Annotated in this window: 23 protein-coding genes and 1 tRNA gene; 9 read left to right on the top strand and 15 right to left on the bottom strand. The window is 60.4% G+C overall.

Annotated features, from left to right (window positions below; all coding sequences use genetic code 11):
- Positions 1 to 102: 102 nt before the first annotated feature.
- The 3 genes from BACI9J_RS17000 to BACI9J_RS16990 form a co-directional block, all read right to left on the bottom strand.
- Positions 103 to 1,185, bottom strand: a complete 1,083-nt coding sequence (locus BACI9J_RS17000; RefSeq protein WP_159735410.1) for an ABC transporter ATP-binding protein — start codon at positions 1,183 to 1,185, stop codon at positions 103 to 105.
- A 206-nt stretch (positions 1,186 to 1,391) separates the two neighbouring features.
- Positions 1,392 to 2,189, bottom strand: a complete 798-nt coding sequence (otsB, locus tag BACI9J_RS16995; protein WP_159735409.1) for a trehalose-phosphatase — start codon at positions 2,187 to 2,189, stop codon at positions 1,392 to 1,394.
- On the bottom strand, positions 2,179 to 3,681 hold the full coding sequence (locus BACI9J_RS16990; RefSeq protein WP_159735408.1) for an alpha,alpha-trehalose-phosphate synthase (UDP-forming): 1,503 nt from the start codon (positions 3,679 to 3,681) through the stop codon (positions 2,179 to 2,181). Before BACI9J_RS16990 ends, otsB begins: the two co-directional genes overlap by 11 nt.
- Positions 3,682 to 3,858: 177 nt before the next feature.
- Here BACI9J_RS16990 and BACI9J_RS16985 point away from each other — a divergent pair, with 177 nt between their 5' ends.
- From BACI9J_RS16985 to BACI9J_RS16975, 3 genes are all read left to right on the top strand, one after another.
- Complete coding sequence (locus tag BACI9J_RS16985) at positions 3,859 to 4,740, top strand: DsbA family protein (protein WP_201296604.1); 882 nt, start codon at positions 3,859 to 3,861, stop codon at positions 4,738 to 4,740.
- A gap of 184 nt (positions 4,741 to 4,924) precedes the next feature.
- Positions 4,925 to 5,001 (top strand) — tRNA-Thr (locus BACI9J_RS16980).
- A gap of 165 nt (positions 5,002 to 5,166) precedes the next feature.
- Complete coding sequence (locus tag BACI9J_RS16975) at positions 5,167 to 5,631, top strand: DUF3806 domain-containing protein (RefSeq protein ID WP_159735407.1); 465 nt, start codon at positions 5,167 to 5,169, stop codon at positions 5,629 to 5,631.
- A 10-nt stretch (positions 5,632 to 5,641) separates the two neighbouring features.
- Here BACI9J_RS16975 and BACI9J_RS16970 read toward each other — a convergent pair whose 3' ends face one another.
- Complete coding sequence (locus tag BACI9J_RS16970) at positions 5,642 to 5,944, bottom strand: hypothetical protein (RefSeq protein WP_159735406.1); 303 nt, start codon at positions 5,942 to 5,944, stop codon at positions 5,642 to 5,644.
- A 96-nt stretch (positions 5,945 to 6,040) separates the two neighbouring features.
- Here BACI9J_RS16970 and BACI9J_RS16965 point away from each other — a divergent pair, with 96 nt between their 5' ends.
- From BACI9J_RS16965 to BACI9J_RS16955, 3 genes are all read left to right on the top strand, one after another.
- Positions 6,041 to 6,286: a hypothetical protein gene (locus tag BACI9J_RS16965; RefSeq protein WP_159735405.1), complete on the top strand. Its 246-nt coding sequence runs from the start codon at positions 6,041 to 6,043 to the stop codon at positions 6,284 to 6,286.
- A gap of 303 nt (positions 6,287 to 6,589) precedes the next feature.
- The gene (locus BACI9J_RS16960; protein WP_159735404.1) at positions 6,590 to 6,793 is read left to right on the top strand and encodes a helix-turn-helix domain-containing protein; all 204 of its coding nucleotides are present in this window, start codon (positions 6,590 to 6,592) and stop codon (positions 6,791 to 6,793) included.
- An 8-nt stretch (positions 6,794 to 6,801) separates the two neighbouring features.
- Positions 6,802 to 7,254, top strand: coding sequence for a Clp protease N-terminal domain-containing protein (locus BACI9J_RS16955; RefSeq protein ID WP_159735403.1), 453 nt, complete (start codon positions 6,802 to 6,804; stop codon positions 7,252 to 7,254).
- Between the two features lie 59 nt (positions 7,255 to 7,313).
- Here BACI9J_RS16955 and BACI9J_RS16950 read toward each other — a convergent pair whose 3' ends face one another.
- From BACI9J_RS16950 to BACI9J_RS16920, 7 genes are all read right to left on the bottom strand, one after another.
- Entirely contained in the window at positions 7,314 to 7,916 is a 603-nt protein-coding gene (locus tag BACI9J_RS16950) for a DedA family protein (RefSeq protein WP_159735402.1), read from the bottom strand.
- A 193-nt stretch (positions 7,917 to 8,109) separates the two neighbouring features.
- Complete coding sequence (locus BACI9J_RS16945) at positions 8,110 to 9,189, bottom strand: LacI family DNA-binding transcriptional regulator (RefSeq protein WP_201296603.1); 1,080 nt, start codon at positions 9,187 to 9,189, stop codon at positions 8,110 to 8,112.
- A 38-nt stretch (positions 9,190 to 9,227) separates the two neighbouring features.
- Positions 9,228 to 10,130, bottom strand: coding sequence for a carbohydrate ABC transporter permease (locus tag BACI9J_RS16940; RefSeq protein ID WP_159735401.1), 903 nt, complete (start codon positions 10,128 to 10,130; stop codon positions 9,228 to 9,230).
- Positions 10,127 to 11,008 carry a carbohydrate ABC transporter permease gene (locus tag BACI9J_RS16935; protein WP_159735400.1) on the bottom strand — a complete coding sequence of 294 codons (882 nt, stop codon included), beginning with the start codon at positions 11,006 to 11,008 and terminating at the stop codon, positions 10,127 to 10,129. Before BACI9J_RS16935 ends, BACI9J_RS16940 begins: the two co-directional genes overlap by 4 nt.
- A 45-nt stretch (positions 11,009 to 11,053) precedes the next feature.
- Positions 11,054 to 12,391 carry an ABC transporter substrate-binding protein gene (locus tag BACI9J_RS16930; protein WP_159735399.1) on the bottom strand — a complete coding sequence of 446 codons (1,338 nt, stop codon included), beginning with the start codon at positions 12,389 to 12,391 and terminating at the stop codon, positions 11,054 to 11,056.
- 45 nt (positions 12,392 to 12,436) lie between these two features.
- Positions 12,437 to 13,873 carry a family 43 glycosylhydrolase gene (locus BACI9J_RS16925; protein WP_159735398.1) on the bottom strand — a complete coding sequence of 479 codons (1,437 nt, stop codon included), beginning with the start codon at positions 13,871 to 13,873 and terminating at the stop codon, positions 12,437 to 12,439.
- Positions 13,874 to 14,103: 230 nt separating this feature from the next.
- Complete coding sequence (locus BACI9J_RS16920; RefSeq protein ID WP_159735397.1) at positions 14,104 to 14,337, bottom strand: hypothetical protein; 234 nt, start codon at positions 14,335 to 14,337, stop codon at positions 14,104 to 14,106.
- A 435-nt stretch (positions 14,338 to 14,772) separates the two neighbouring features.
- Here BACI9J_RS16920 and BACI9J_RS16915 point away from each other — a divergent pair, with 435 nt between their 5' ends.
- A complete protein-coding gene (locus BACI9J_RS16915; RefSeq protein ID WP_201296602.1) occupies positions 14,773 to 16,437 on the top strand; it encodes a RecQ family ATP-dependent DNA helicase in 1,665 nt (554 codons plus the stop codon).
- A 9-nt stretch (positions 16,438 to 16,446) separates the two neighbouring features.
- On the opposite strand, the gene BACI9J_RS16910 is transcribed toward BACI9J_RS16915, so the two are convergent.
- Positions 16,447 to 17,385 carry an NAD(P)H-hydrate dehydratase gene (locus BACI9J_RS16910; protein ID WP_201296601.1) on the bottom strand — a complete coding sequence of 313 codons (939 nt, stop codon included), beginning with the start codon at positions 17,383 to 17,385 and terminating at the stop codon, positions 16,447 to 16,449.
- On the bottom strand, positions 17,363 to 18,148 hold the full coding sequence (locus tag BACI9J_RS16905; RefSeq protein ID WP_159735394.1) for a histidine phosphatase family protein: 786 nt from the start codon (positions 18,146 to 18,148) through the stop codon (positions 17,363 to 17,365). Before BACI9J_RS16905 ends, BACI9J_RS16910 begins: the two co-directional genes overlap by 23 nt.
- A gap of 125 nt (positions 18,149 to 18,273) precedes the next feature.
- On the opposite strand from BACI9J_RS16905, the gene BACI9J_RS16900 reads away from it, so the two are divergent.
- The gene (locus tag BACI9J_RS16900) at positions 18,274 to 19,569 is read left to right on the top strand and encodes an NAD(P)/FAD-dependent oxidoreductase (RefSeq protein ID WP_159735393.1); all 1,296 of its coding nucleotides are present in this window, start codon (positions 18,274 to 18,276) and stop codon (positions 19,567 to 19,569) included.
- On the opposite strand, the gene BACI9J_RS16895 is transcribed toward BACI9J_RS16900, so the two are convergent.
- The gene (locus BACI9J_RS16895; RefSeq protein WP_159735392.1) at positions 19,555 to 19,839 is read right to left on the bottom strand and encodes a DUF3040 domain-containing protein; all 285 of its coding nucleotides are present in this window, start codon (positions 19,837 to 19,839) and stop codon (positions 19,555 to 19,557) included. The two genes, BACI9J_RS16900 and BACI9J_RS16895, sit on opposite strands and share 15 nt — an antisense overlap.
- Positions 19,840 to 20,097: 258 nt before the next feature.
- On the opposite strand from BACI9J_RS16895, the gene BACI9J_RS16890 reads away from it, so the two are divergent.
- The gene (locus BACI9J_RS16890; RefSeq protein ID WP_159735391.1) at positions 20,098 to 20,559 is read left to right on the top strand and encodes a GatB/YqeY domain-containing protein; all 462 of its coding nucleotides are present in this window, start codon (positions 20,098 to 20,100) and stop codon (positions 20,557 to 20,559) included.
- 33 nt (positions 20,560 to 20,592) lie between these two features.
- On the opposite strand, the gene BACI9J_RS16885 is transcribed toward BACI9J_RS16890, so the two are convergent.
- Entirely contained in the window at positions 20,593 to 21,324 is a 732-nt protein-coding gene (locus BACI9J_RS16885; protein ID WP_159735390.1) for a DUF72 domain-containing protein, read from the bottom strand.
- Between the last annotated feature and the right edge of the window lie 149 nt (positions 21,325 to 21,473).

Here is a 21,473-nt window from a genome sequence, read left to right as displayed (position 1 = left end):
CGTTCTTTCGCCGGAGAAAGGTTAACGCGAGAGCGGCCCGACCGGGATGGGTCGGGCCGCTATCAAAATGCGGAACGTACAGACGCGTCAGCGCCGGTGGGACTAGTCGCCCAGGCGGAGACCTGTCTTGGTGTCGAACAGGTGCACGTGGCCGGACTGCGGACGAACAAAGATGGACTCACCCTTCATCGGAGGGCGGCGGCCATCGACGCGTGCAACGATGTCGTGGCTCTTGCCATCAAGGATGGTGTGGCCGTAGACGTAAGCGTCGGCACCGAGTTCTTCAACCACGTCAACCTCAACCTGGAGGCCTTCGCCGTTACCCACCGTCTCGAGGTCTTCCGGACGCGAACCAACCGTGACGGTCTGGCCGTGAGCCTCTTCGAGGACGTCGCGCGGCACGGGGTAAACCGTTCCGCCGAACTGGACACCGCCGTCGACGACCGGCAGTTCAAGGAGGTTCATGGCCGGGGAACCGATGAAGCCTGCAACGAAGACGTTCTGCGGGCGATCGTAGAGGTTGCGCGGGGTGTCAACCTGCTGCAGGAGCCCGTCCTTCAGCACGGCAACGCGGTCACCCATGGTCATGGCCTCAACCTGGTCGTGTGTGACGTAAACCGTGGTGACGCCGAGGCGGCGGGTCAGGGATGCGATCTGCGTACGGGTCTGCACACGGAGCTTGGCGTCAAGGTTGGAAAGCGGCTCATCCATGAGGAAGACCTGCGGGTTACGGACGATTGCACGGCCCATGGCAACACGCTGGCGCTGGCCACCGGAGAGTGCCTTCGGCTTGCGATCCAGGTACTGCTCGAGGTCAAGAAGCTTGGCGGCTTCGCGAACACGCTCGGCGCGCTCTTCCTTGGAGATACCGGCGATCTTCAGTGCGAAGCCCATGTTGTCCGCAACGGTCATGTGCGGGTAAAGGGCATAGTTCTGGAAGACCATTGCGATGTCGCGGTCCTTCGGCGGCACGTCAGTGACGTCGCGATCGCCGATCAGAATGCGGCCTGCGTTGACGTCCTCAAGGCCTGCGAGCATGCGCAGCGAGGTGGACTTACCGCAACCGGAGGGTCCAACGAGGACCAGGAATTCGCCATCGGCGATGTCGATGTTGAGTTTATCGACGGCGGGCTTATCTGTGCCCGGGTACAGACGCGTAGCGTTATCAAAAGTAACTGTAGCCACAGTTATCAATCCCTTCACCGGCAGGTACGTGCCGGACGATCCGTTGTGAATGGTTCATTTTCTTCAGTTGAACTCCCCGGCCAATGGCCGGGGAGGATCGCGTGACGCCGCACGGTACTGTGCGTCACATCACATCCAAGAGTATGTCAGACTTTTTGACTAACTACCTAAATGTTACGAACGTCACATATCGCGCTCATCACACATCAGGCCTCAGCGGTGACCTGCCGACGCTCCCGCAACAGGGCTTCCAGCAGCTCCGCCACGTGCACGGGAGCTTCCACCCGGTATTGCGCCTGAGTGAAGTCCAAGCCTACTTTGATGCCAATGTCATCGCCCATCAGCCGTCCAAGCGCATCCTCATCAGTGACGTCGTCGCCGGCAAACAGGATGGCTGTGGCGCCGGTCGCCTGCCGGAGGAACTCCACAGCCTCGCCCTTGGACGCATGGACCACGGAGGTTTCCAGAACGCGCTTGCCCGTTTTCAGGTAGACACCCGGGTGCTCGCGGAGCACCCGGGTGGCGGCCTCAACGGCGTCTTCGGCAACGTCGTCGTCAGCCATTCTCGTGTGGAGGACGACGCCGGCAGGTTTGTCCTCGAGCAACGTCCCCGGAGCGATGGTCACGATTTCCGCCAGAACCTCGCGGACCGCAGCCAGTTTTCTGCGCTGCTCATCGTCCAGTTCCAAGCCCAAGGACCCCTCGCCGAGCCAAACCTCGGCACCATGGCTGCCGATCAGCAGCGTGTCCGCCGGCGGCGAGGCGACCAGCCGCAAACTGTCCAATGCCCGGCCTGAGATGAGTGCCGTCGTCGTGCGTGGAAGTTGAGCCAGAGCCTCCAATGCCGCTGCGGACCTGGGCAGGGGGCGTGCGTCCTCCGCGCGATCAACCAGCGGGGAGAGCGTACCGTCGAAATCGAGGGCAACCAAAAGGTGCTCCGTGGTGGAAATGCGCCGGACGGCATCCAGCAATTCCGGTGACAAGGAAAGGTTTTCAGCTGTCATCGCGCACCACCTTTTCCTCCAATGCGGCCAGGAACTCAGCCGACCAGTGATCGACGTCGTGGTCCAAAATCTGCTTGCGCATCAGCTTCATGCGGCGGCGGGCTTCCTTGGGCGGAAGGTTTACTGCGCGCAGGATGGCCGACTTGAGGCCGTCGATGTCGTGTGGGTTGATCAGGAGTGCCTGCTTGAGCTGGTCCGCCGCGCCGGCGAACTCGCTGAGTACCAGAGCGCCGTCGTCCTGGGACCTGGCGGTGACGTACTCCTTCGCCACCAGATTCATTCCGTCGCGCAGTGCTGTCACGAGCATGACATCCGCGGCCAGGTACAGCGCCACCATTTCCTCCACCGGGTAGCTGTGGTGAAGGTAGCGGACGGCCGTGTTCTGGATGGTGTCGTAGGTGCCGTTGATGTGGCCTACCGTGCCTTCGATTTCCTCGCGCAGCAGTCTGTACTGCTCCACGCGTTCGCGGCTGGGGCTTGCCACCTGAATAAGGGTTGCGTCCTCCACCTTGATGCTGCCTTCGCGGAGGAGTTCCTCAAAGGCCTTGAGACGGTGGCCGATTCCCTTGGTGTAATCCAGCCGGTCAACGCCAAGCAGGATGGTCTTGGGATCACCCAGGTCCTTGCGGATCTGCTTGGCCCGCTCAATGATGTCCGGCCTGGACGCGAGCTCGCGGATCTGGTCAACGTCAATGGAAATGGGGAACGCCTGCGCCCGGGCGATGTGGGTGACCTCCCCGTCCGGGCCCTTCACGTGAACCTGCTGCTGCTTAACGCTGGCGCCCAGGAAGCGGCGGGCAGAGCGCATGAAATTGCCGGCATCGCTGGGGCGCTGGAAGCCCAGAAGGTCAGCACCCAGCAAACCGTCAATGATTTCCTTGCGCCACGGAAGCTGCGCGAAGATCTCCGGGGGAGGGAACGGGATGTGGTTGAAGAACCCGATCTTCAGGTCCGGTCGGACCTCGCGGAGCATCCGGGGAACCAGCTGAAGCTGGTAGTCCTGGACCCAGACAGTTGCGTCCTCGGCGGCATGGCGAATGATGGCGTCAGCAAACTTCTTGTTGACCTGACGGTAAGAATCCCACCACGTACGGTGGAACTCCGGCGGTGCGATGACGTCGTGGTAGAGCGGCCAGATGGTGGCATTGGAAAAGCCCTCGTAATACAGCTCAACTTCGTGGCTGCTGAGCTGGACCGGGACCAGGTCCATGCCCTCATGGCTGAAGGGGCGCACCGTTTCGTCCGGGGCGCCATGCCAACCCACCCACGCGCCGTCGGACTTTGTCATCATCGGAGCGAGTGCCGTGACCAGGCCGCCGGGCGAACGACGCCAGCCATCTCCGCCGTCGTCATTTCCGTCACTGCTGCACCGATCAACGGGCAGCCTGTTGGAAACCACCATGAAATCGAACTTGTTCGCCGTGGGCTTCTTCGTGGGAGAAGCCTCGGAGCCCTGTTCGGTACTGAGTTTTTCGCTTGCCGGATCCTGCATTAACGCTCCCTGGGGTTGCTGTGACTCAACTCCCAGCCTACTAGCGGAATCATCTCCGGCACTTGATCGTTCAACAACGGGGTCATAAGGCATGGGCAAACCTTCAAGTTTGCTCCCGTAAACTGACCCCTGTTGCCCCAAGCTATGCACGTTGACGTCGAATACCCCGAGGAACTGATGAGCCCCGCAAACGAATCACGCCTGTCCAAGGCCGAAAAGACCGCCCAGGCCCGGGAGAAAGCACGCGCAATCCGCGAAGAACAGCTGAAGAAGGAGAAGCGGAACAAGCTTCTTGTCGGCTGGGGCATCGTGGCGGCCGTGGTGGCAATCGTCGTCATCATCTTCTTTGTGTTTGTTGGAGGCGCCCAGAACAACAACGGGGCTGTACCCGATCAGGGTCCGACGCCGGCCAACGGCAACGTCCACGGCGGTGTCACATTGCTGGCAAACACCGAAGTGGTGAAATCGGAACCCGCCACCGTCAACGTGGCTGACGTCCCGGCACCCCTTGCCACCAAGCCGGCTACGGTAACCGTTCCGGGCGGCGAAGCCGAGGCCGGCAAGCCCGTCAAGGTCATTGCCTACATCGACTTCATCTGCCCCGTCTGCAAGCAGTTTGAGACCGCCTATGGCGAATCCCTCACCAACCTTCGCAACGAAGGCAAAATCTCCGTCGAATACCGCGCGCTCGGCTTCCTGGACCGCCAGTCCACCACCAACTACTCCTCACGCGCGGCCAACGCTGCTGCCTGCGTAGTGAACTCCTCGCCCGAGAAATACGCTGACTTCTTCAACCTGCTCTTCGAACGCCAGCCGGCTGAAGGCGGAGCAGGCATCTCCGACAACGACCTCAAGAAGATGGCCACCGAAATCGGTGCCGCCAACATCGACTCCTGCATCGAAAGCAAGCAGTTCCGTCCGTGGGTGAAGGTTGCCACCCAGGAAGCTGCGGCAATCGGCGTCACCGGTACACCCACCGTATTCATCGACGGCAAGCAGTGGGACGGTAAGTCGGACCTGAACGCCGAGATCCAGACGGCAATCACCGCCAAGGGCTAACACTCGCGGAATGCACGAGGGCGGCCGGTCACCCTTGCGGGTGGCCGGCCGTTGTCGTTGGCTGTTTTGGTGCCTGCTTTGAGGTGCCTTGGCTGTCTTGGAGCGGTGAATTTCGTTGAGGGGGATGGTCTGGGCTAACCTTATCTAGCGCTGTTTCGCGCTTTGCTTCGGGTAACCGAAGCGTGCCTCCTTAGCTCAGTTGGCCAGAGCACCGCTCTTGTAAAGCGGGGGTCGTCGGTTCGAATCCGACAGGGGGCTCCACGAACCCCTCCATTCCGGCGATTTTGCCCGGAACGGAGGGGTTTCTCGTGTTTGAAGTGGGGGTCTCGACCAAAACTTGGAAGGTTGCTCGAAGCTGAATCCAGCCGCCTGCATTGTGCGAAACCGATTCGGCGCCCGGCGCTTAGGGCTGGTTAGCTATGCTGCATGGGATTTTTTAGGAAGAAGACTGTCTCCACCCCTGTGGAGGACGTGGAGCGCCCGGTCTACTCCGAGCTCAGCGATGACCACAAGGCATTCCTGGCTAACCACATAAAGTTGGCGGACCAGGCAGAAGTGAACCTTGAGGACCCGGCTAGCGTGGCTGAGTTCTACGAGCTCGTTTACGCGACCTGGCAGACCTCCCCGGAGGGCACCCATGCGGAACTTCAGGAGCCGTACTGCAGCGCGGCCGGCGTCGCCTACGGCGAGCTGCTGGTAAGGACGACACCTCTGCGGTGGGTCATTGCAGAGGACTCTCTGGGACGTGAGATGGCGCTGCACTCCGAGCAGAACAACGTGTTGGTCTACCCGCTGAACGCTGTCGAGAAGCGGTGGGCGTTGGGTGAAGATGGGGACTTCATTCCCGTGTTGGCCGGTGCGGTCTACAAACAGTTCGGCGGGCGCGGCTAATCGCTGTGGCCTACTCGGGCTTGAACGTAAACAGCTGGCTGATTCGTCGTCGTGCCTCAATTATCAGAGGACGTACTGCCAGAGCCCCTGCCTTCAACAGGCCAAGAACCTTTTTGACGCTGCCGTAGAAGCGGCCCCTGCTACGCCAGTTTTGCGTAAGTTCCCACGTTGTTCGTATGGAGTGAACGCCAAGGACGACGATAAAAAGTGAGATCACCAGGCCAGCAATGGAGGCGGCCACGATCATCACACCTGTGAAGTGCACCAGAAGGACGGCAGAGATCACAACTGTGTGCGCGTCAAGAAGTTCCATGTTCATTTCTCGCTATGCGGGAGGCTGGGGTTGGTTGTGTTCGCGTGCCGGAGGCGGAGAGGCGACGCGGATGGCGACGTTCATTTCCGAGGTGCGATGAACGGTCAAGCCAATGATGGCCGGCGCGATAAGCGCACGCCAAGTCTGCGTCCGGTGTTCTTTTCGGGCACCACTTTTATCGGGTTGTTCCCCACAACAAGCCTTCCTGACCTTTGGTTTCGTCTCATCTTATCGATGGGCGCCCACACGTTTGGTCAGCAACGCATCACGGAATTGTCAGAAGCGCGAATAGGGGTGAATGGCAGCCGTGAGATTAAGGTGACGCCGGAAGACGAGCAATAAGCAACCATGGGCGTGTAGCCCTATGTGCGCTAAAAAATGTATAGGTGTTTAACCCGCCGGTGGTCCAATTTCTGCGGCGACGGCCTGATTCGATCTGCGAAGCCAGCATTTTCAGAAGCCCGGCAACAACCAGGAAAGCGATGCTGAACATTGTCGTGCTGAATGCTGCTCCCAAAAGTCTGCCCTTTCCTCGCGATGCTTCCCGGTGGTTCAAGCTAACCAGACGTCTTGGAACGCCGCGGCCAACAGCAACTTTGTCAGGCTAGATTGACACCGCATGGTTGTCAGTCTAGCCTGACAAGCATGGAAGCTGACGAACTTTCCGAACAGATCCATTCGACGAATCCCGCCGTTGGTCTTCGGGCGGTGGGAGCACTTCACCGCTTGGCGGAGCAGGTGGAGGCCATCCACGTCAGAGCGGCTCGCGAGCAGGGTTGGACGTGGGAGCAGATCGGTGACGCCTTGGGTGTCTCCCGACAATCGGTACACGCTAAATACAAGGAGTGAGTTGAGCCATGTTTGAAAAATTTGCCGGCGACACACGCAGGATCGTGGGGTACGCCATGGAAGAAGCCCGAAGCCGGGGCGATAAACGGTTGGGGACCGAGCACCTGCTATTAGGGGCGCTCCATGAACCGCAACCCTCTGCAGTCCTCGGTATTTCACTGGAAGATGCACATAAGGCAGCGTCCCGGTTGGATGCCGCAGCCTTGAAGGCAATCGGCCTTGAAGCAGGGGATCTAAAGGGGGCCTCGATGCCAACAACGGGTAGGAAGCCGCCGTTTAGTTCAGGAGCCAAGGAAGTGATGGCGAACATGGTGAAACAGGCAATGGGGCAGAAGTCCCGGCAGATTACTACATCGAACCTTCTGGTGGCGCTTTTGGACCGCGAAGAACACGATCCTGTGTCTGCCCTCTTGGAAGAACTGAAGGTGGACAAAGCGACGGTCCGGGCCCGACTCGGGTGAACTAATCAAGAGCCGCCTGGAAGGCATCAATGACAGGTGCGGAACATCGGCTCCGCACCCTACCGAGGGCTTTCCTTGCGCTTCTTGACCCTCCGGATGATGAGCCACCCGATGAAGGCGGCAAGCCCTGCGTACACGGCGTAATTGAGGAATCGTGAGTACTGATCCACCAAGTGATATTGCTTGCCGAGAAGTGCTCCCGCTCCAATGAGCAGGGCGTTCCATACGCCGGTGCCGGCAACAGTAAAGATGCTGAACGTCACCAGGTTCATGCGTTCGGCACCTGCCGGAAGCGAAATGAGGCTGCGCACGCCGGGTAGCAGCCTGCCAAAGAAAATGGCCGACTTGCCGTGGCGCTCGAACCATCCGGCAGCCTTCTCGAAATCTTCCCGATCAACCAAGGGCAGCTTTGAAAGAAGCTTGATGGACCGCTCCAGCCCCACCTTGGACCCCAGCCAATAGAGGAGCAGCGCTCCGCCATAGGCGCCCAATGTGCTGGTGGCAAACACCAGGATCAGGTTCATGCCTCCCTGCTGGGTAAGGAATCCAGCCAGCGGGAGGATCACCTCACTGGGTATGGGCGGAAATATGGTCTCCAAGAGCGTCAGCAAGCCCACGCCCCATTCACCGAGGGCCTCGATCACCTGCGCGGCGACTCCCATAATCCCAGTCAGTTCATCGGCTGCAGCAGTCGCCCTGAGAAAGCTGATCAGCTTGATCTCCTTTCGTAGCGGGCGCTTCTAAAAAAGGCCGGAGAGTAACAAAGGGAAGCCCAGTGATGGGGGACCACTGGGCTTCCACCTCAACGCTATGCCCATCTACGCCGTCGGGCAACAAGCAATGTCAAGAGGTTTTCTAAGCTGGTGAGTGCACTGCAACGGAGGCGCGCTCAACGGCGGGGCAGGCGATCTTCACGGCGGACTCGAGAGGCGCCGCATCAAGGCCCAACAGCATTCGAACACCCGCTGCGCCGAGTTCGTAGTGGGGTAGTGACACCGTTGACAGCGGAGGACGCAGATGGGCGGCGATGACTTCCTGGTTGTCGAAACCCACCACGGCAATGTCATCTGGAATGGAGAGACCGTTCTCCCGCAGGCCATCATAAAGGCCCATGGCCATCCGATCGTTGTAGCAATAAACGGCGCTGACGTTTCGTTTGAGCAGCTCATCGGTGGCGCCGAAGCCACCCTCCTGATCCGGGTAGGCTTCCAAAACCAAATCCGGGTCGAAGGGTATTCCAGCGGCCTCCAACGCGGACCTGTAGCCCTGGAGGCGTCCGTCCTTGGCCGGAGCCGGGGTGGTGGTGTTGATAAAGGCGATTCGCCGGTGGCCTTCGCGGAGGAGGATTTCCGTGGCCGCCTGTCCGCCTTGGGCCTCATCAGGTACTACGGCGCGGGCAGTACCTGTTTCCGGGGAGAAACAGTTGACCAAGACAAAGTCCGCCTCGCGAAGGGTTTCCGGAACATCAGTGGGGCGGTGGAACCAGGTTGAGTACAGGATGCCGCGCACCTTGTATTCCAGCATCATGGCGATCGCGTCCTTTTCGAGGTCCTTGTTACCTTCGGTGTTTGCGATCAATAAGGCATAACCATGTTTCCATGCTTCGTCCTGAGCCCCATGGATGATCTGACCGGCGAATGGCGTTGTGGCTACACCGTCGGCTACCAACCCGATGAATTTTGAAGTTCCGCTAACCAACGTTTTGGCCATGGCATTTGGGCGGTAGCCCAGCTTGGCGATCGCGTCCGTGACCCGTTGACGTGTCTCATCCGCGATGCGTGCGTTCTTCTTCTTGTTGATGACCAGAGAGACCGTGGCAGTGGAAACACCAGCTAATTCAGCCACTTCGCGGAGGGTCACCGGATGGGCGCGGTCTGCTCCGGCGTGAACTTTGGGGCTGGCCGCGTTGCCTGAATTTTTCTCCTGCGAAATCATCTGTCCTCCTTCTGGAGTATATCCGGCTGCCGTGGTGGTCACCCCTTGTTCGCCCCGCTTTCCAAGCCTTGAATCATCGCCTTGTTCAGGACCAGGAAGACCAAGAGCAAAGGAGTGATAGTCACGCAGACCGCAGCAAACGTGGCCGTCCAATCCACCTTGCCCATGGCGCCGATGTAGTTTTGCAGACCCAGTGGAATGGTCTTCAGGTCCTCGGACAGGACGAACGTGTTGGCAAAGATGAAGTCGTTCCAAATGAAGATGCTGTTCACCAGGACTACAGTGACCACAGTGTTGAGCGAAAGCGGCAGGGTAATAAGGCCGAAAATCCTGTAAGGGCCAGCACCATCCAAGGATGCGGCCTCGTAGGTTTCCCGCGGAATGTACTCGAAGAAGGATGAAAACAGATAGATGGCCATGGGCAAGGCGAAACCAGCCAGGGGGATAATCATCGACTGATACGTGTCCAGCAGGTTCACGGCTGAGTAGTCGATGAACAGCGGAACCAACGCGATCTGAACCGGAACAATGATCCCGATCAGGAACAGGCCACGGACGAAGCGGCTCAGTCGGAAACCGAGAACCTGGATGGCGTAGGCGGCCATCATGCCGAAGAGCACAATGAGGATGTTGGCGCCCATGGTGACGATGAAGCTGTTCAGGATGTTCCGGCCCAAGTCGCCTGTTTCAAAGGCCCTCGCGTAGTTTTCCCACGTTAGCGAACCGGGCAGCGCGAACGGATCGCCGGTTGCGAAGTCGTGTTCACTCCGGAGGCTGGTAAGGAACAGCCAGGCAAGCGGGTAGACCTGGGCGATCACGATCAGCATGATCAGGACCCGCGAAAGTGTCCGGTACAGGCTTGGCTTGCGCCGTCGTCGTTGATGAAAAGGCGAGGACGCAGCGGAGGCGCGGGAGGTAGATGGGGCTGTCTGGGTGATCATGAATCTGCTTTCCGCTTGAGCATGAACAGGATGAGGCCGACGGCCACCAGGCACTCGATCACGATGAAGACGGAGATGGTACTTGCGTAGCCGAAGTCCGTGCTGGTGAAGGCTGTCTTGTACATGTAGGTGGTGAGCAGCTCGGAGGACTGTCCGGGGCCGCCGTTGGTCATGAGGTAGGGGATATCGAAACCGCGCAGGCCGTAGGTGGTGGCCATGATGGTGGTGGTGATCCACACGGGACGGATATAGGGGAACCGGATCTTGGTGAAGAGTGTCCACTTCGAGGCCCCGTCCAGCACCGCGGCTTCTTCCAGTTCTTTGGGCACGGCGATCAGGGCTGCGTAAATGATGAGCATGTAAAGCCCGGTGAACCGCCAGCCTTCAGGAGCGGAAACGGCGGCCAGCACGGTGTTCACATCGGAAAGCCAAGCCCGCTCCAAGGTACCCAAACCCACCCAGTGCAGCAGTTGGTTCAAGAGGCCAACCGGGTCAATGGAGTAGATGCGGACAAAGAGGAAAGCGATGGCGACGGTGGAGATCACCGCTGGCAGCAGGTAGAGGGTTTTGATAATTTCCCGGCCTCGGCGCAGTGATGTGAGAAGGCTCGCTACAACCAGCGCTCCGCCAAGCTGCAGCACCAGGCAGATGGCCAGGTAGAGGAGTGCGTTGAAGAAAGATCTCCAGAAAATATCGTCCGCCGTGAGCATCCGGACGTAGTTTTCGAGTCCAACAAACTCCATGTCGCTGATGCCGTTCCAGGAGAAAAAGCTCAGGAACAGCGACTGAAGAATCGGGAAAAGGACGGCGGCGCAGTACAGCAGAAGTGGTGGAAGCAGGAAGACCAGGACTGAGGTTCTTGACCTGTTGGGTAGCATAATGGGCCTTTCCGGCGGGGGCCTTGGGGCCCCCGCCGCTTCGGTTTACTTGAAGAACTTGGGGGCGTTCTGCTGGACGGCCTCGTCCATGGTCTTGGTGAACTGTTCGGGCGTGATGTTGCCCTGGACCAGGAGGACGAGTTCCTGCTGCAGCCGGCCGTTGGTGGTGGGGTCCAGCTGGGTATCCCACGGCATCGCCTGCTTGTCCCCAAGGGTGTTGGCTGTTTCGAGCGCTTTCTTGTACAGCGGAGTCGCGTTCCCGGGGATGGCAGTTTGCACGTTGGTGGTGGGGGAGAGGGCGCCGGTGGCGGCATACTCAGCCGGGTACTTCTTCAAGGCAAACTTCAGGAAGTCGCTCACCAGCGGATCGTAGGTCTTGGAGTTCACTGCCATGCCAATGCCGGAGGGGGAGACGAACTCGTTGGCTGAGGTCACCGAACCTTCGGTGGTGGGCAAAGTGAAGAAATCGATGTCGTTCCGGACCTGTGAGTTGAGCTTGTCGGTGGCGAGGCTCGGGAGTTCCCAGGTGCCGATGTTGTACATGGCGGCTTGCCCCGAGGTGAATTGGTTCTGCGCATCCGAGTAACCCTGCGCGGAGAAGCCCTCCTGGAAGCATTGGGCCTTGCCGAGGTCGGCCATCCAGTTCACAGTCTTCTGGCCGGCGTCGTCCGCAAACGATGCTTCGCCTTTCTTCAGCTTCTGGACGAAGTCCGGTCCCGCTTCACGGAACGGCTGGTACGCAACGTAGCGTTCCAGCGGCCACTGGTCCTGCCCGTCGATGGCGATCGGTGTGATCCCTGCATTCCGCAGGGCAGTGCACATGGCGGGAACATCATCGAGGGACTTCGGCACGGAAACGCCGGCCTTTTCAAACAATGCCTTGTTGTACCAGATGAATTCGAGCTCGAACTGGAACGGAATCATGTACAGGGAGCCGTCGTCGAAGCGCTGGTAGTCCAGTGCGCCGGGGCGGTAGTCGTCATAGACGTCCAGTGATTTCAGGAGCTTGTCGGCCTCCACCATTTTTCCTTGCTTGGCAAGTTCCTGGGCGAAGGGGGTGGCATCGGTGTCGAACAATTCCGGCAGCTTGTTGGCTGCGGCCAGGGTTTCGAGTTTTTGAATGTAGGAGGGCCGGTCCGGGGTGGTGATGAGGTTCAGTGCAAAGCCAGGATGGTCTTTGGCGTAGTCGTCCGCAAGCTTTTTCATGATGTTGATGACAGCTCCGTCGGCGGGCCTGGAGAGCAGCCATGATATTTCGCGGGGTTTGATCTCCCCGGTGGGGCTGACATCGGTGGGACCAGTGGCGGCTCCTCCGCCGCCACAGGCCGTCAAGGCCAGGGCGGCGATGGCTGCAACGGCGGCAGCACGGAATAGTTTCTTCATTGAGGCAATCTCCCTTGATTGGAACAGAGGTGGGGCTGGGGGTATTCAGTTGTCGGTACGCTGGCGTATCTCAAGTTCGGTAAGAGTCACGGTTCCTTCTCCGGCGAAGACGCCGATCCGGCCCGTAGTCAGGTCGTAAATCCTGGCGCTGAGCGCTACCTGACGGTCGACGACGGCGACGCAAGTGTCGCCGTCGACGATGACCTCAAGCGTGTGCTCGCCGGGGGTGAGGTTGCAGGGCCGCTCAAGTTCGACGTCGAACGGGACGTCCCCGGAGACGTGCCACTGGGCATCGCCGGTGATGGCGCGGGGCCAGCGGTCGAAGACGAGCCGGCCACGCTTGGGTTCCAGGCGCAGGACGTAAGAATGGTCGCCGTCATGGCTGGAGCGGAGCAGCAAACCGCACTCGGTGGTGTTCGGTGTGATATCCAGTACCGCCTTGGCGTAAAACTGCTGCGGCAATTCCTCGTCGGACACCATGGCCGCGTACCCGTCCGGCACCTCGAGCCGTGCCGGCAACGCGCCGTTCAGGGAAACCGGGACGTCTTCCCAGAAGCTCTCCACGAGTTCATCCGCGAACGAAAATCCCAGGGTCCCGTCAGGGTTTTGGAGGGCTTCCAGCACGGACATGGTTCCTGCCCACTGCCATGGACCGTGATCGGTGTTGCCTTCTTTGCTGGCAATCCATCCGAAGAAGAAGCGCCGTCCGTCGCGTTCTGCCGTCTTTGACGCGTAGAAGGCGCGGCCGTCGATGCTGTCCAATGCGGGCACCATCCACGGGCCGTCGGGGCTCTTGGCCATGCGGTAGCGGGTGGTGAACGTTTCCGAGAACTCGGAGTAGACCATGTACCACCAGTCACCCCAGGCGAACACGTCCGGGCATTCGTGCGTGATGTAGCGACGCGGGTCCCAGAACGGTTCGGTGTGTTGCCACGTCATCAGGTCCGCGGATAGGCACTGCGCGATGACGCCGCGGCGGCGTTCGGGCCCGCTCGAGTGCCTTGCCGCGAGAAGCATCCTCCACAGGTTCTTGTTGTCGTCCCAGAACACGAAGGGATCGCGCCAATCACCGGATTCGTAGCCGGCCGGGGCGCCGAAGGTGTGCTCGGGGTGCTTGTGCCAGGTCCGCATGCCGTCGGTACTCGTGGCATGCATGACCAACTGCAGGGGTGCCCCATCGGGACCGAGGTTGCGGGGGTTCTGGCCGGTGTAGAACAGGTGATGGACGCCGGACTGGTCCGTGACGATGCTGCCTGTGTAGGCGTTGAAGTCCAAGTCCTTTTCGCTGCCGTGGTGCAGCGATACGCCGTGGTCCTCAAACTGCGTGAGGTCTTTGGTGGTGACCAGGTTCCATGAGGTGCCCGGTTTTGGGTCTGAGCGGTCTTCGTGAAGGTAGAAGAGCCAGAACTCCCCGTCCTTTTCGAAGGGGATGAGGTCTCCAACCCAGCCGTCGGCTGGTTGGAAGAAGACTGAGCGTTTCATCTGCGCTGATGTCCATTCTGCTAAAGCGTTTGATCACTCGTAAGTTAGCGCGGATCTCACAGGTGTTCAAGCGTTTTAGCAAAACTGGTTTCAAAGAATTGTGCCTGTGCTAAAACGCTTGACCATCAAGTTGCAAGCAGTTATTGTCGGGCATAAGTGATCGCCGGGGGCATAGTGCAGCCCCCGGAGACGGGGATCTTGACAGGCGGGAGTGGTAAGTGCGACCCCGGCTAAGCGCCGTGCGGCCGAATCCGGGCGTGGTGCCCGGATCGAACCTTCAGGGATGATGGCCGGAACCTATGGACGGCTCGCGGCTCGCCCTTTGGGTGGCGGGGGTGCCGCGCCTTGGGCTTGTGCTCCTCTTCTGCTCGGGATGAGGGAAGCAGAGCCAGTGGCAGGATGGTGGCTGCGAGCCAGACAACCACGCCGATAAACACCAGAAGGATGGCTGAAGTGGGCTCCATAACTCAAGCATAGGCACCTTGGTCACCGTTGGTAAGTAGCCTGATTACCGGCCTGAGCGGGATGCGCCCTTGAAAACCCGGGCGCTCCCACAAGACTGATTTCATGTATCGGAACAGCCGCGTCTCAGCCCAGTTTTCCATGTCCCTCGACGGATTCATTGCACGGGATGATGGCGGAGTCGGACCACTCTTGGACTGGTACGAGGCCGGTTCCGTCGAAACAAATCATGCTGGGCAATCCGGTGATCGTCCAAGGAGCGCGCGTCACGCACCTCAGCTATCAGGTACGGTCTCGGGACCCGCGCTAACGTCACCAAACCGGGGTTATCCACAACCAGGCAAACGGCGTACGACGGCGGGGCCCCGCCCGCGCTAGGCTGGTCACCTCGGCTGATGCAAGTGGCCGCAGGAACCACAACGCGGAGCCACACTTTAATGTCCGATGACCTTGCCCTGACCGCCCTGGCGGCCTCTTCCTTTTCCTTGCCTGAACTGCGCGACGGCCAACTGGCCGGTATGGGCGCCCTCGTAGAGGGGCGTGATGTCCTCGCTGTCATGCCCACGGGATACGGAAAATCCGCCACCTATCAAGTCGCAGCACTGCACCTTCACAACACAACGGGCCGTCCCGCCGTCGTCGTTTCTCCTCTCATTGCCCTTCAAGAAGACCAAATTGACGGGCTGGCTGATGACTTGGGTGAGGGCGCCGCCGTCGTCGTCAATTCTTCGCGCACCGATTCCGAGGTAGAGGCAGCCTGGGAGGCAGTCGAATCCGGAAAAGCAATCTTCCTGTTCCTCGCCCCGGAGCAATTGTCCAAGCAGGAAACCGTAGAGCGCATTGCCAAGCTGGACATCACAATGTTCGTGGTGGACGAGGCACATTGCGTATCCTCCTGGGGACACGATTTCCGCCCGGACTACCTGGAACTGGGTAATGTCCGCGAGCGCCTGGGTAACCCACCGGTCATAGCCCTGACCGCAACGGCGTCCCCACCTGTTCGTGAGGAGATCATCAACAGGTTGGGCATGATGGAGCCGCTGGTCCTGGTCCGTGGCTTCGACCGCCCCAATATCAGTCTTGATGTCGTCCGGCATCAGGAGGACAAGGGCAAGCGACGAGCCGTTGTGGAGCAGGTGGTCGCGCTTGCGAAGGCGGAGGGCCTGGGACTGTTGTATGCCGCCACCCGCAAGGACACCGAGAAATATGCGGCTCTGCTGGCGGATCAGGGTCTGCGCGCCGAGGCTTATCACGCAGGTAGGGCGGACGCTGACCGGGAAGACATCCATGAGCAGTTCCTGGACGACAAACTGGATGTAGTGGTTGCCACCACTGCCTTTGGCATGGGGATCGATAAACCCAATGTCCGGTTTGTTGTGCATGCGGATATTCCGGAGTCCTTGGACGCCTATTACCAGGAAATCGGCCGCGCGGGCCGTGATGGCGAACCGGCATCAGCCATACTTCATTACCGCGCTGAGGACCTTGGGCTGCGTAAGTTCTTCGCCACCCATGCCCCGGATCCGGAGGAGCTCATGGCCGTTCTGAAAGTCATCAAGAACGCCGGCGCACCTGCCCCCAAAACTGCCTTGGTGGAGCTTACGGGCTTCCCCGCGCGCCGCGTCACAGCACTGGTGAACCAGTTGGAGGAAGCCGGTGCTGTGAGAACCGGCAAGCGCGGCACCCGGCTTAGCTCCAAAGCGAAGCTGACCGCGCTGGTGGATAAGGCGGTTCAACTGGCTGAGGCGCGTCAACGCGTGGACCAATCCCGACTCACCATGATGCGTGGCTACGCGGAGACGGATGCGTGCCGCCGCCAATTCCTGCTGGGCTACTTCGGGGAGGACCTGCCGCGGCCCTGCGGCAACTGCGATGCGTGCGCCGAAACTCCCCACGACGCCGCGTCAGATGACGCTAGCCAGCGCACCGCAGCTGCCGAGAATTTGTTCCCTTTACAGTCCACCGTGATTCACAAAGAGTGGGGGCCCGGGTTGGTGATGCGGCACGAGGATGACGTGATGACTGTTCTGTTTGAACAGGAAGGTTACAAGACCCTGTCCCGTACTGCCGTCGTCGAGCATGAACTGCTGAAGCCGGCTTAGGTGCGGGAATCAGGTGTTGAGCTCCAGCATGAGTGCTGGTAGTTCGTCGGCGAGCTCGCGGGCCAGGAAACCCAGGGGCCCGAGCTTGCTGGCCAGACGGTCGGCGGCGGCGGCGTGAAGATGAGTGCCCCAGCACGCGGCTTGGGCGCCGCTGGTGCCGCGGGCGCGTAGCCCGGCGATGGCCCCGGCCAAAACATCGCCGCTGCCTGACGTGCCCAGGCCGCCGTAGCCGGTGGTGATCTTCCACAGAGTGGAGTCTTCGTCTGCTGCAGCGGCCTCACCGGACGGCGCAGCGATGTAGCCTTGGCAGCTTACTACCGCATCAAAACGCCGGGCGATCTCGGCAACATCGGCGCCCAGATCCTCCGCGTCCCTGCCAAGGAGAATCCCTGCCTCTGTGGGGTTCGGTGTGAGGATCAGCCGGCCGCGCCACGGCACCAAATCATCTTCGATCTTCACCAACCCGCCCAAAGCGTAGGCATCCAGAACGATAGCGGGAGCACCGCCGTCGTTGGTTGCAGTGCGGGACTCTTCCCGCTCCAGCAGCGCTCGCAGCAGCGATTCGGCGAGTTCCGGATCATCCAGGCCCGGGCCGATCAGCACCGCGTCAGCACGATCCAAGTAGGAGGAGATCCTCTGGAGTCCTTCTCCCGTTACGGACCCTTCAGTGGTCTCCGGCAGGCCCACGGACCCACACTCCGGGAGCGCAACTCCCACCGGCACGGCTACGGATTCGGCCACGGCCAAGGTGATCTTTCCTGCGCCGGCACGAAGAGCCGAGGTGCCGGCCAGCAATGCGGCGCCGGGAGTCGCACGTGCGCCACCGATTACCAGTACTGCTCCTCGTGAGTACTTGTCCTCCCCGGGTGCGGGCAACGGCCAGTCGCGCAGAAGCGAAGGCGTCACCAGAGTGGGCGTGCCGGGATCACTGTGGGTGGACACTGGCATCTCCGGAGTGTTCTGTGACAGTGACGCCCTGTTCGGTGAGGTGGTCAGCTACGTTGAAGCTCTCCAGCTCCCAGGGTCCGGCACCGGAGGGACGCACGTAGCGGGTGATTGATGCATTCAGCACCGATGTGGTGGCTGCGAGGTCGAGGATTTCCTGCTCGGACATGCCCTCCAGGACATAGCGGACCAGCAGGATGACGGCGTCGTGGCAGACCAGCATGACTCGCTGGCCTGTTCCCAAGGTGTTGAGTTCATCCAGGATTGAACGTAGGCGCAGCGCGACGTCAGCCCACGACTCACCACCGGGCGGCCGGTAGTACAGCTTGCCCAGCCACAGCCGCCTCTCGGCTTCTTCCGGATACCGGGTCTCTACGCCCAGCCGCGTCAGCCGGTCCAAGATGCCCAGCTCCCGGTCGCGGAGACGCTCGTCCGTGAGTACCTTGACCGGCCAGCCAGCCGCTTCAACGGCGATTTCCGCAGTCTGCCGGGCCCGTGCATAGGGTGAGGAGACTATGGCGTCCGGGCGGAGTTCATCGGCAATCCGGGCCAGCGCCGTTCCCAATGCTTTGGCCTGGTCCTGTCCGGTGCCCGATAGACTCACATCAGCGTCCCTGGCAGGAACATCAATGACTTCGGCGCCAGCCAAACGAGCTTCTGTTGCGGCTACGTTGCCTTCGCTCTCGCCGTGCCGGACCAGGAGCAACTCCACGGCGCCCGCCTCCTGCACTGCCTCCGTCAGCCCGTCCTCGTTCACAAAGATCACCCTTCCGCGTGCGTTGCCGAATGCAGAACACTACCCACTGCGTACCCACAGGAACACAAGATAAACGCTCGACGGCGATTGGCGAACCCCTGTTGCGGGAACCTGGAGTGCAGTAAGTTGCTCGCATGGAGGACTCATACCCAGTCATCATTGTCGGTGCCGGATTCGCGGGCGTAGCAGCAGCCAAGGAGTTAGGGCGCAAGGGCATTCATGTCCTGCTGATCGACGCAAATAACTACCACCAGTTCCAGCCGCTCCTGTATCAAGTGGCAACCTCGCAAATCGGAGTGTCAGCCATAGCCCGGCCGCTGCGTTCCGTTTTCCGGCGCTACAAAACTGTCAAGGTCCTGACCTCGAGGGTGAATTCGGTAAACGCCGCTGAGCGCTTGGTCAAGACTGGTGATGGCCACGCGTTGCGGGCTGATGTTCTGGTCATCGCCGTTGGGGCGGTGCCCAACTTCTTCAATACTCCCGGCGCAGAAGAGTATGCCTTCCCGCTGTATTCCGTCACGGACGCGACGAAGCTTGGCACCGGCCTCACCCGGCTATTGGACGAAGCCGACAGGAAGCTGGACGGGTCCGTGGACGTAGTTGTGGTGGGAGGTGGGCCTACCGGTGTTGAAACAGCCGGAGCCATGGCCGAAAACGTCAAATACGTAGTGAGTAAGTACTTCTCGCCGGAACTTGCGGCCCGCTGCCAGGTGCATTTGGTGGATATGGTGCCCAGCGTTCTGAACATGTTCTCCAAAAAGTCCCAGAGCTACGCCACCGATCATTTGAAGAAAGTGGGCGTCCAACTTCACATGGGAGTGGGCGTGACCGAAGTCCGGCCGGACGGAGTGACGTTGGCGGATGGGAATTCCGTACCCGGGCAAATTGTGGTGTGGGCCGGGGGCTTGAAGGCGGGTGACCTCATTGCAGGATCCGGTCTGCCTCAGGGGAGAGGCGGGCGAGTTGATGTCCGCACAGACCTGACTGCCCCGGACACGGACGGCGTTTACGTCATTGGCGATGCAGCCAACATCACCGATTCGACGGGAGCAAAGCTACCGCAGCTGGGCTCGGTGGCCCAGCAGGCCGGAAAATGGGCGGGCAAGAATATCCTTGCGGACCTCAACGGTGGCAGCCGTGCTCCCTTCCGATATGTGGACAAAGGCTATATGGCCATGGTGGGGCGCGGAGCTGCAGTGGCAGAGCTGGGGCGCAAGAGGATCCAACTCCAAGGCATCCTGGCGTTCCTGTCCTGGCTGTTGGTCCACCTTGCCCTGTTGTCCGGTCTCCAGCAAAAGATCCGCGCCTTGTTCTCCTGGCTCAACGGTTACCTTCTGCACAGCCCTGCGCAGGTAGTAGTCAGCGGGCCGGTGGAAAAGGAAACAACGGAGCAGGATCCGCCGGGGGCGCTGCCTTCAAAGGAATCTTGAGGAGGACTCGTTCTTATAGGTGCGGTGAGCCAAGATCCCGTGGCCGGCCAGGAGGATGCCGGCTAGCGCAAACGGGAACGCTTGCAGTGGGATGGCCAGCAGGATCAACAGCACTCCGACGGCGACGGCCAGGACGTCACGGATGCGCGGTTGAACCGGGCCTCGTACTGGAACCCCGGATTCCAATTGCCGGGCAAGATCCGGGTCTTGGATAAAGAGTTCGCGCTCAAGCTGCTGAAGAACTTTGCGCTCCCTTTCTGAAAGTGGCATGGGAGTCCCTCCTCAAAGCGCTAAGGCTCCTTTGTGCGGTTGGCGGGTCAGCTGGTTTCCTGGATGATCCTGGATTTCCAGCGACTCGATAAGCTAAGCATGCTTACTATTCAAATCGCAAGGATTAATTCCTGTTGAGTAAGTCCCGGAGCATCACGCCATTCAGGCTGGCTGGACCGGGTGGCGTGCGGCGGGAGAACACCTTGAGCGCCCAAGCTGGGAAGATGGCAGGAGGAATCCCGAACAAGGAGCAACATCATGACACTCAAAGAACGCTTGAAAGCCGACGTCGTTGACCACATGAAGGCCGGCAACAAGGTTGCCCTCACCACTGTCCGCAACGTCCTGGGCGAGATTAGCACCCGCGAAAAGTCCGGGAAGACCCCCGTAGAGCTGGACGACGCCCAGGTGACGTCACTGCTTCAAAAAGAAGCAGCCAAGCGCAGGGACACTGCTCGCATTTACACCGAGGCCGGCGAGGCAGATCGGGCCGGGGCCGAGGTGGCGGAGGCCGAAATAATCGAGGCCTACCTGCCCAAAGCCCTCACCCGGGAAGAAGTAGAGGCAATCGTTGACGACGCCGTCGCGACACTGAAAGCTGATGGCCAGGAGCTTTCCATGCGCTCCATCGGAGCCGTCATGAAGCCCGTCACCGCCAAGGTTGCAGGACGCTTTGACGGCAAGGCCGTCAGCGAGATCGTGCGGGGAAGACTGGCATAGCGTCCGGCCATCTACGCCTTGGGGTCAGCGAGCTCAGCTGACCCCAAGCAGCCACCGCAAAGTCTCAGCATTCCGCACGGCGTTACCGCCGCCGTCGTTATTGAAGTAGACGTACACGTCCTTGCCGGAACCGTCCCACTCCCGAATGCGGTCAGCCCACCATTGGAGATCCGCATCGGAGTACGAGCCGCCGTACAGGTGCTCATGGTCAGGGCCGTGCAAACGAACGTACACAAATGGTGCGGTGGCCCGGAGGATGCACGGCAAATGGGCGCCACTCATGATGCAGTAGGCGGCACCCCGGCGCTCCAGCAAGGCGTAAACGTCCGGGTGATCCCAAGTGTCATGTCGGAACTCGACGGCGATGCGAACCCACTGCGGAACGGTGGCCAGGAAGTAGTCGAGCCGGGTGTCGTCGCGTTGAAAATCCGGTGGCAGCTGGACCAGCAGGACCGCCCTTTTATCGCCGAGTTCGTGCCAGCAGTGGACGATCCGTTCCACCCAAACTTCCGGACCATAGAGCTTCTTGCCGTGCGTGAGACCCCGCGGTGCTTTCACCGACATGGCAAAGCCGGCAGGGAGCCGTTCCCTCCAACTCGCGAAGGACGTGTCACGCGGCCACCGGTAAAAACTTGCATTTAGCTCAACCGTGCTGAATCGCGCCGTGTAGTGGGCCAAGCGCTTGGCCGCGGGAAGACCCGGGGGATACAGCACGTGCTCCCAGTGGTCGTAGCTCCAGCCTGAAGTGCCAATGTGGATGCCCATGGTGTGGATGGTAGCGGGTTATTCACATAAAGCGATGGTTTGTTTGGGCGGCAATCCGGCGCTGGCTTAGACTCGAAGGGCCAAATCCAGTTGATCGGGGAACCATGGAGAAGCGGGTCAGTTCTGCTGTGCCAGAGACAACTGCCGAT

Origin of the sequence: Arthrobacter sp. 9V (assembly GCF_902506065.1) — a bacterium.
Lineage (GTDB): Bacteria > Actinomycetota > Actinomycetes > Actinomycetales > Micrococcaceae > Arthrobacter.
The sequence above is the reverse complement of the archived record's forward strand: the minus strand, read 5'-3'. Positions and strand labels throughout refer to the sequence as shown.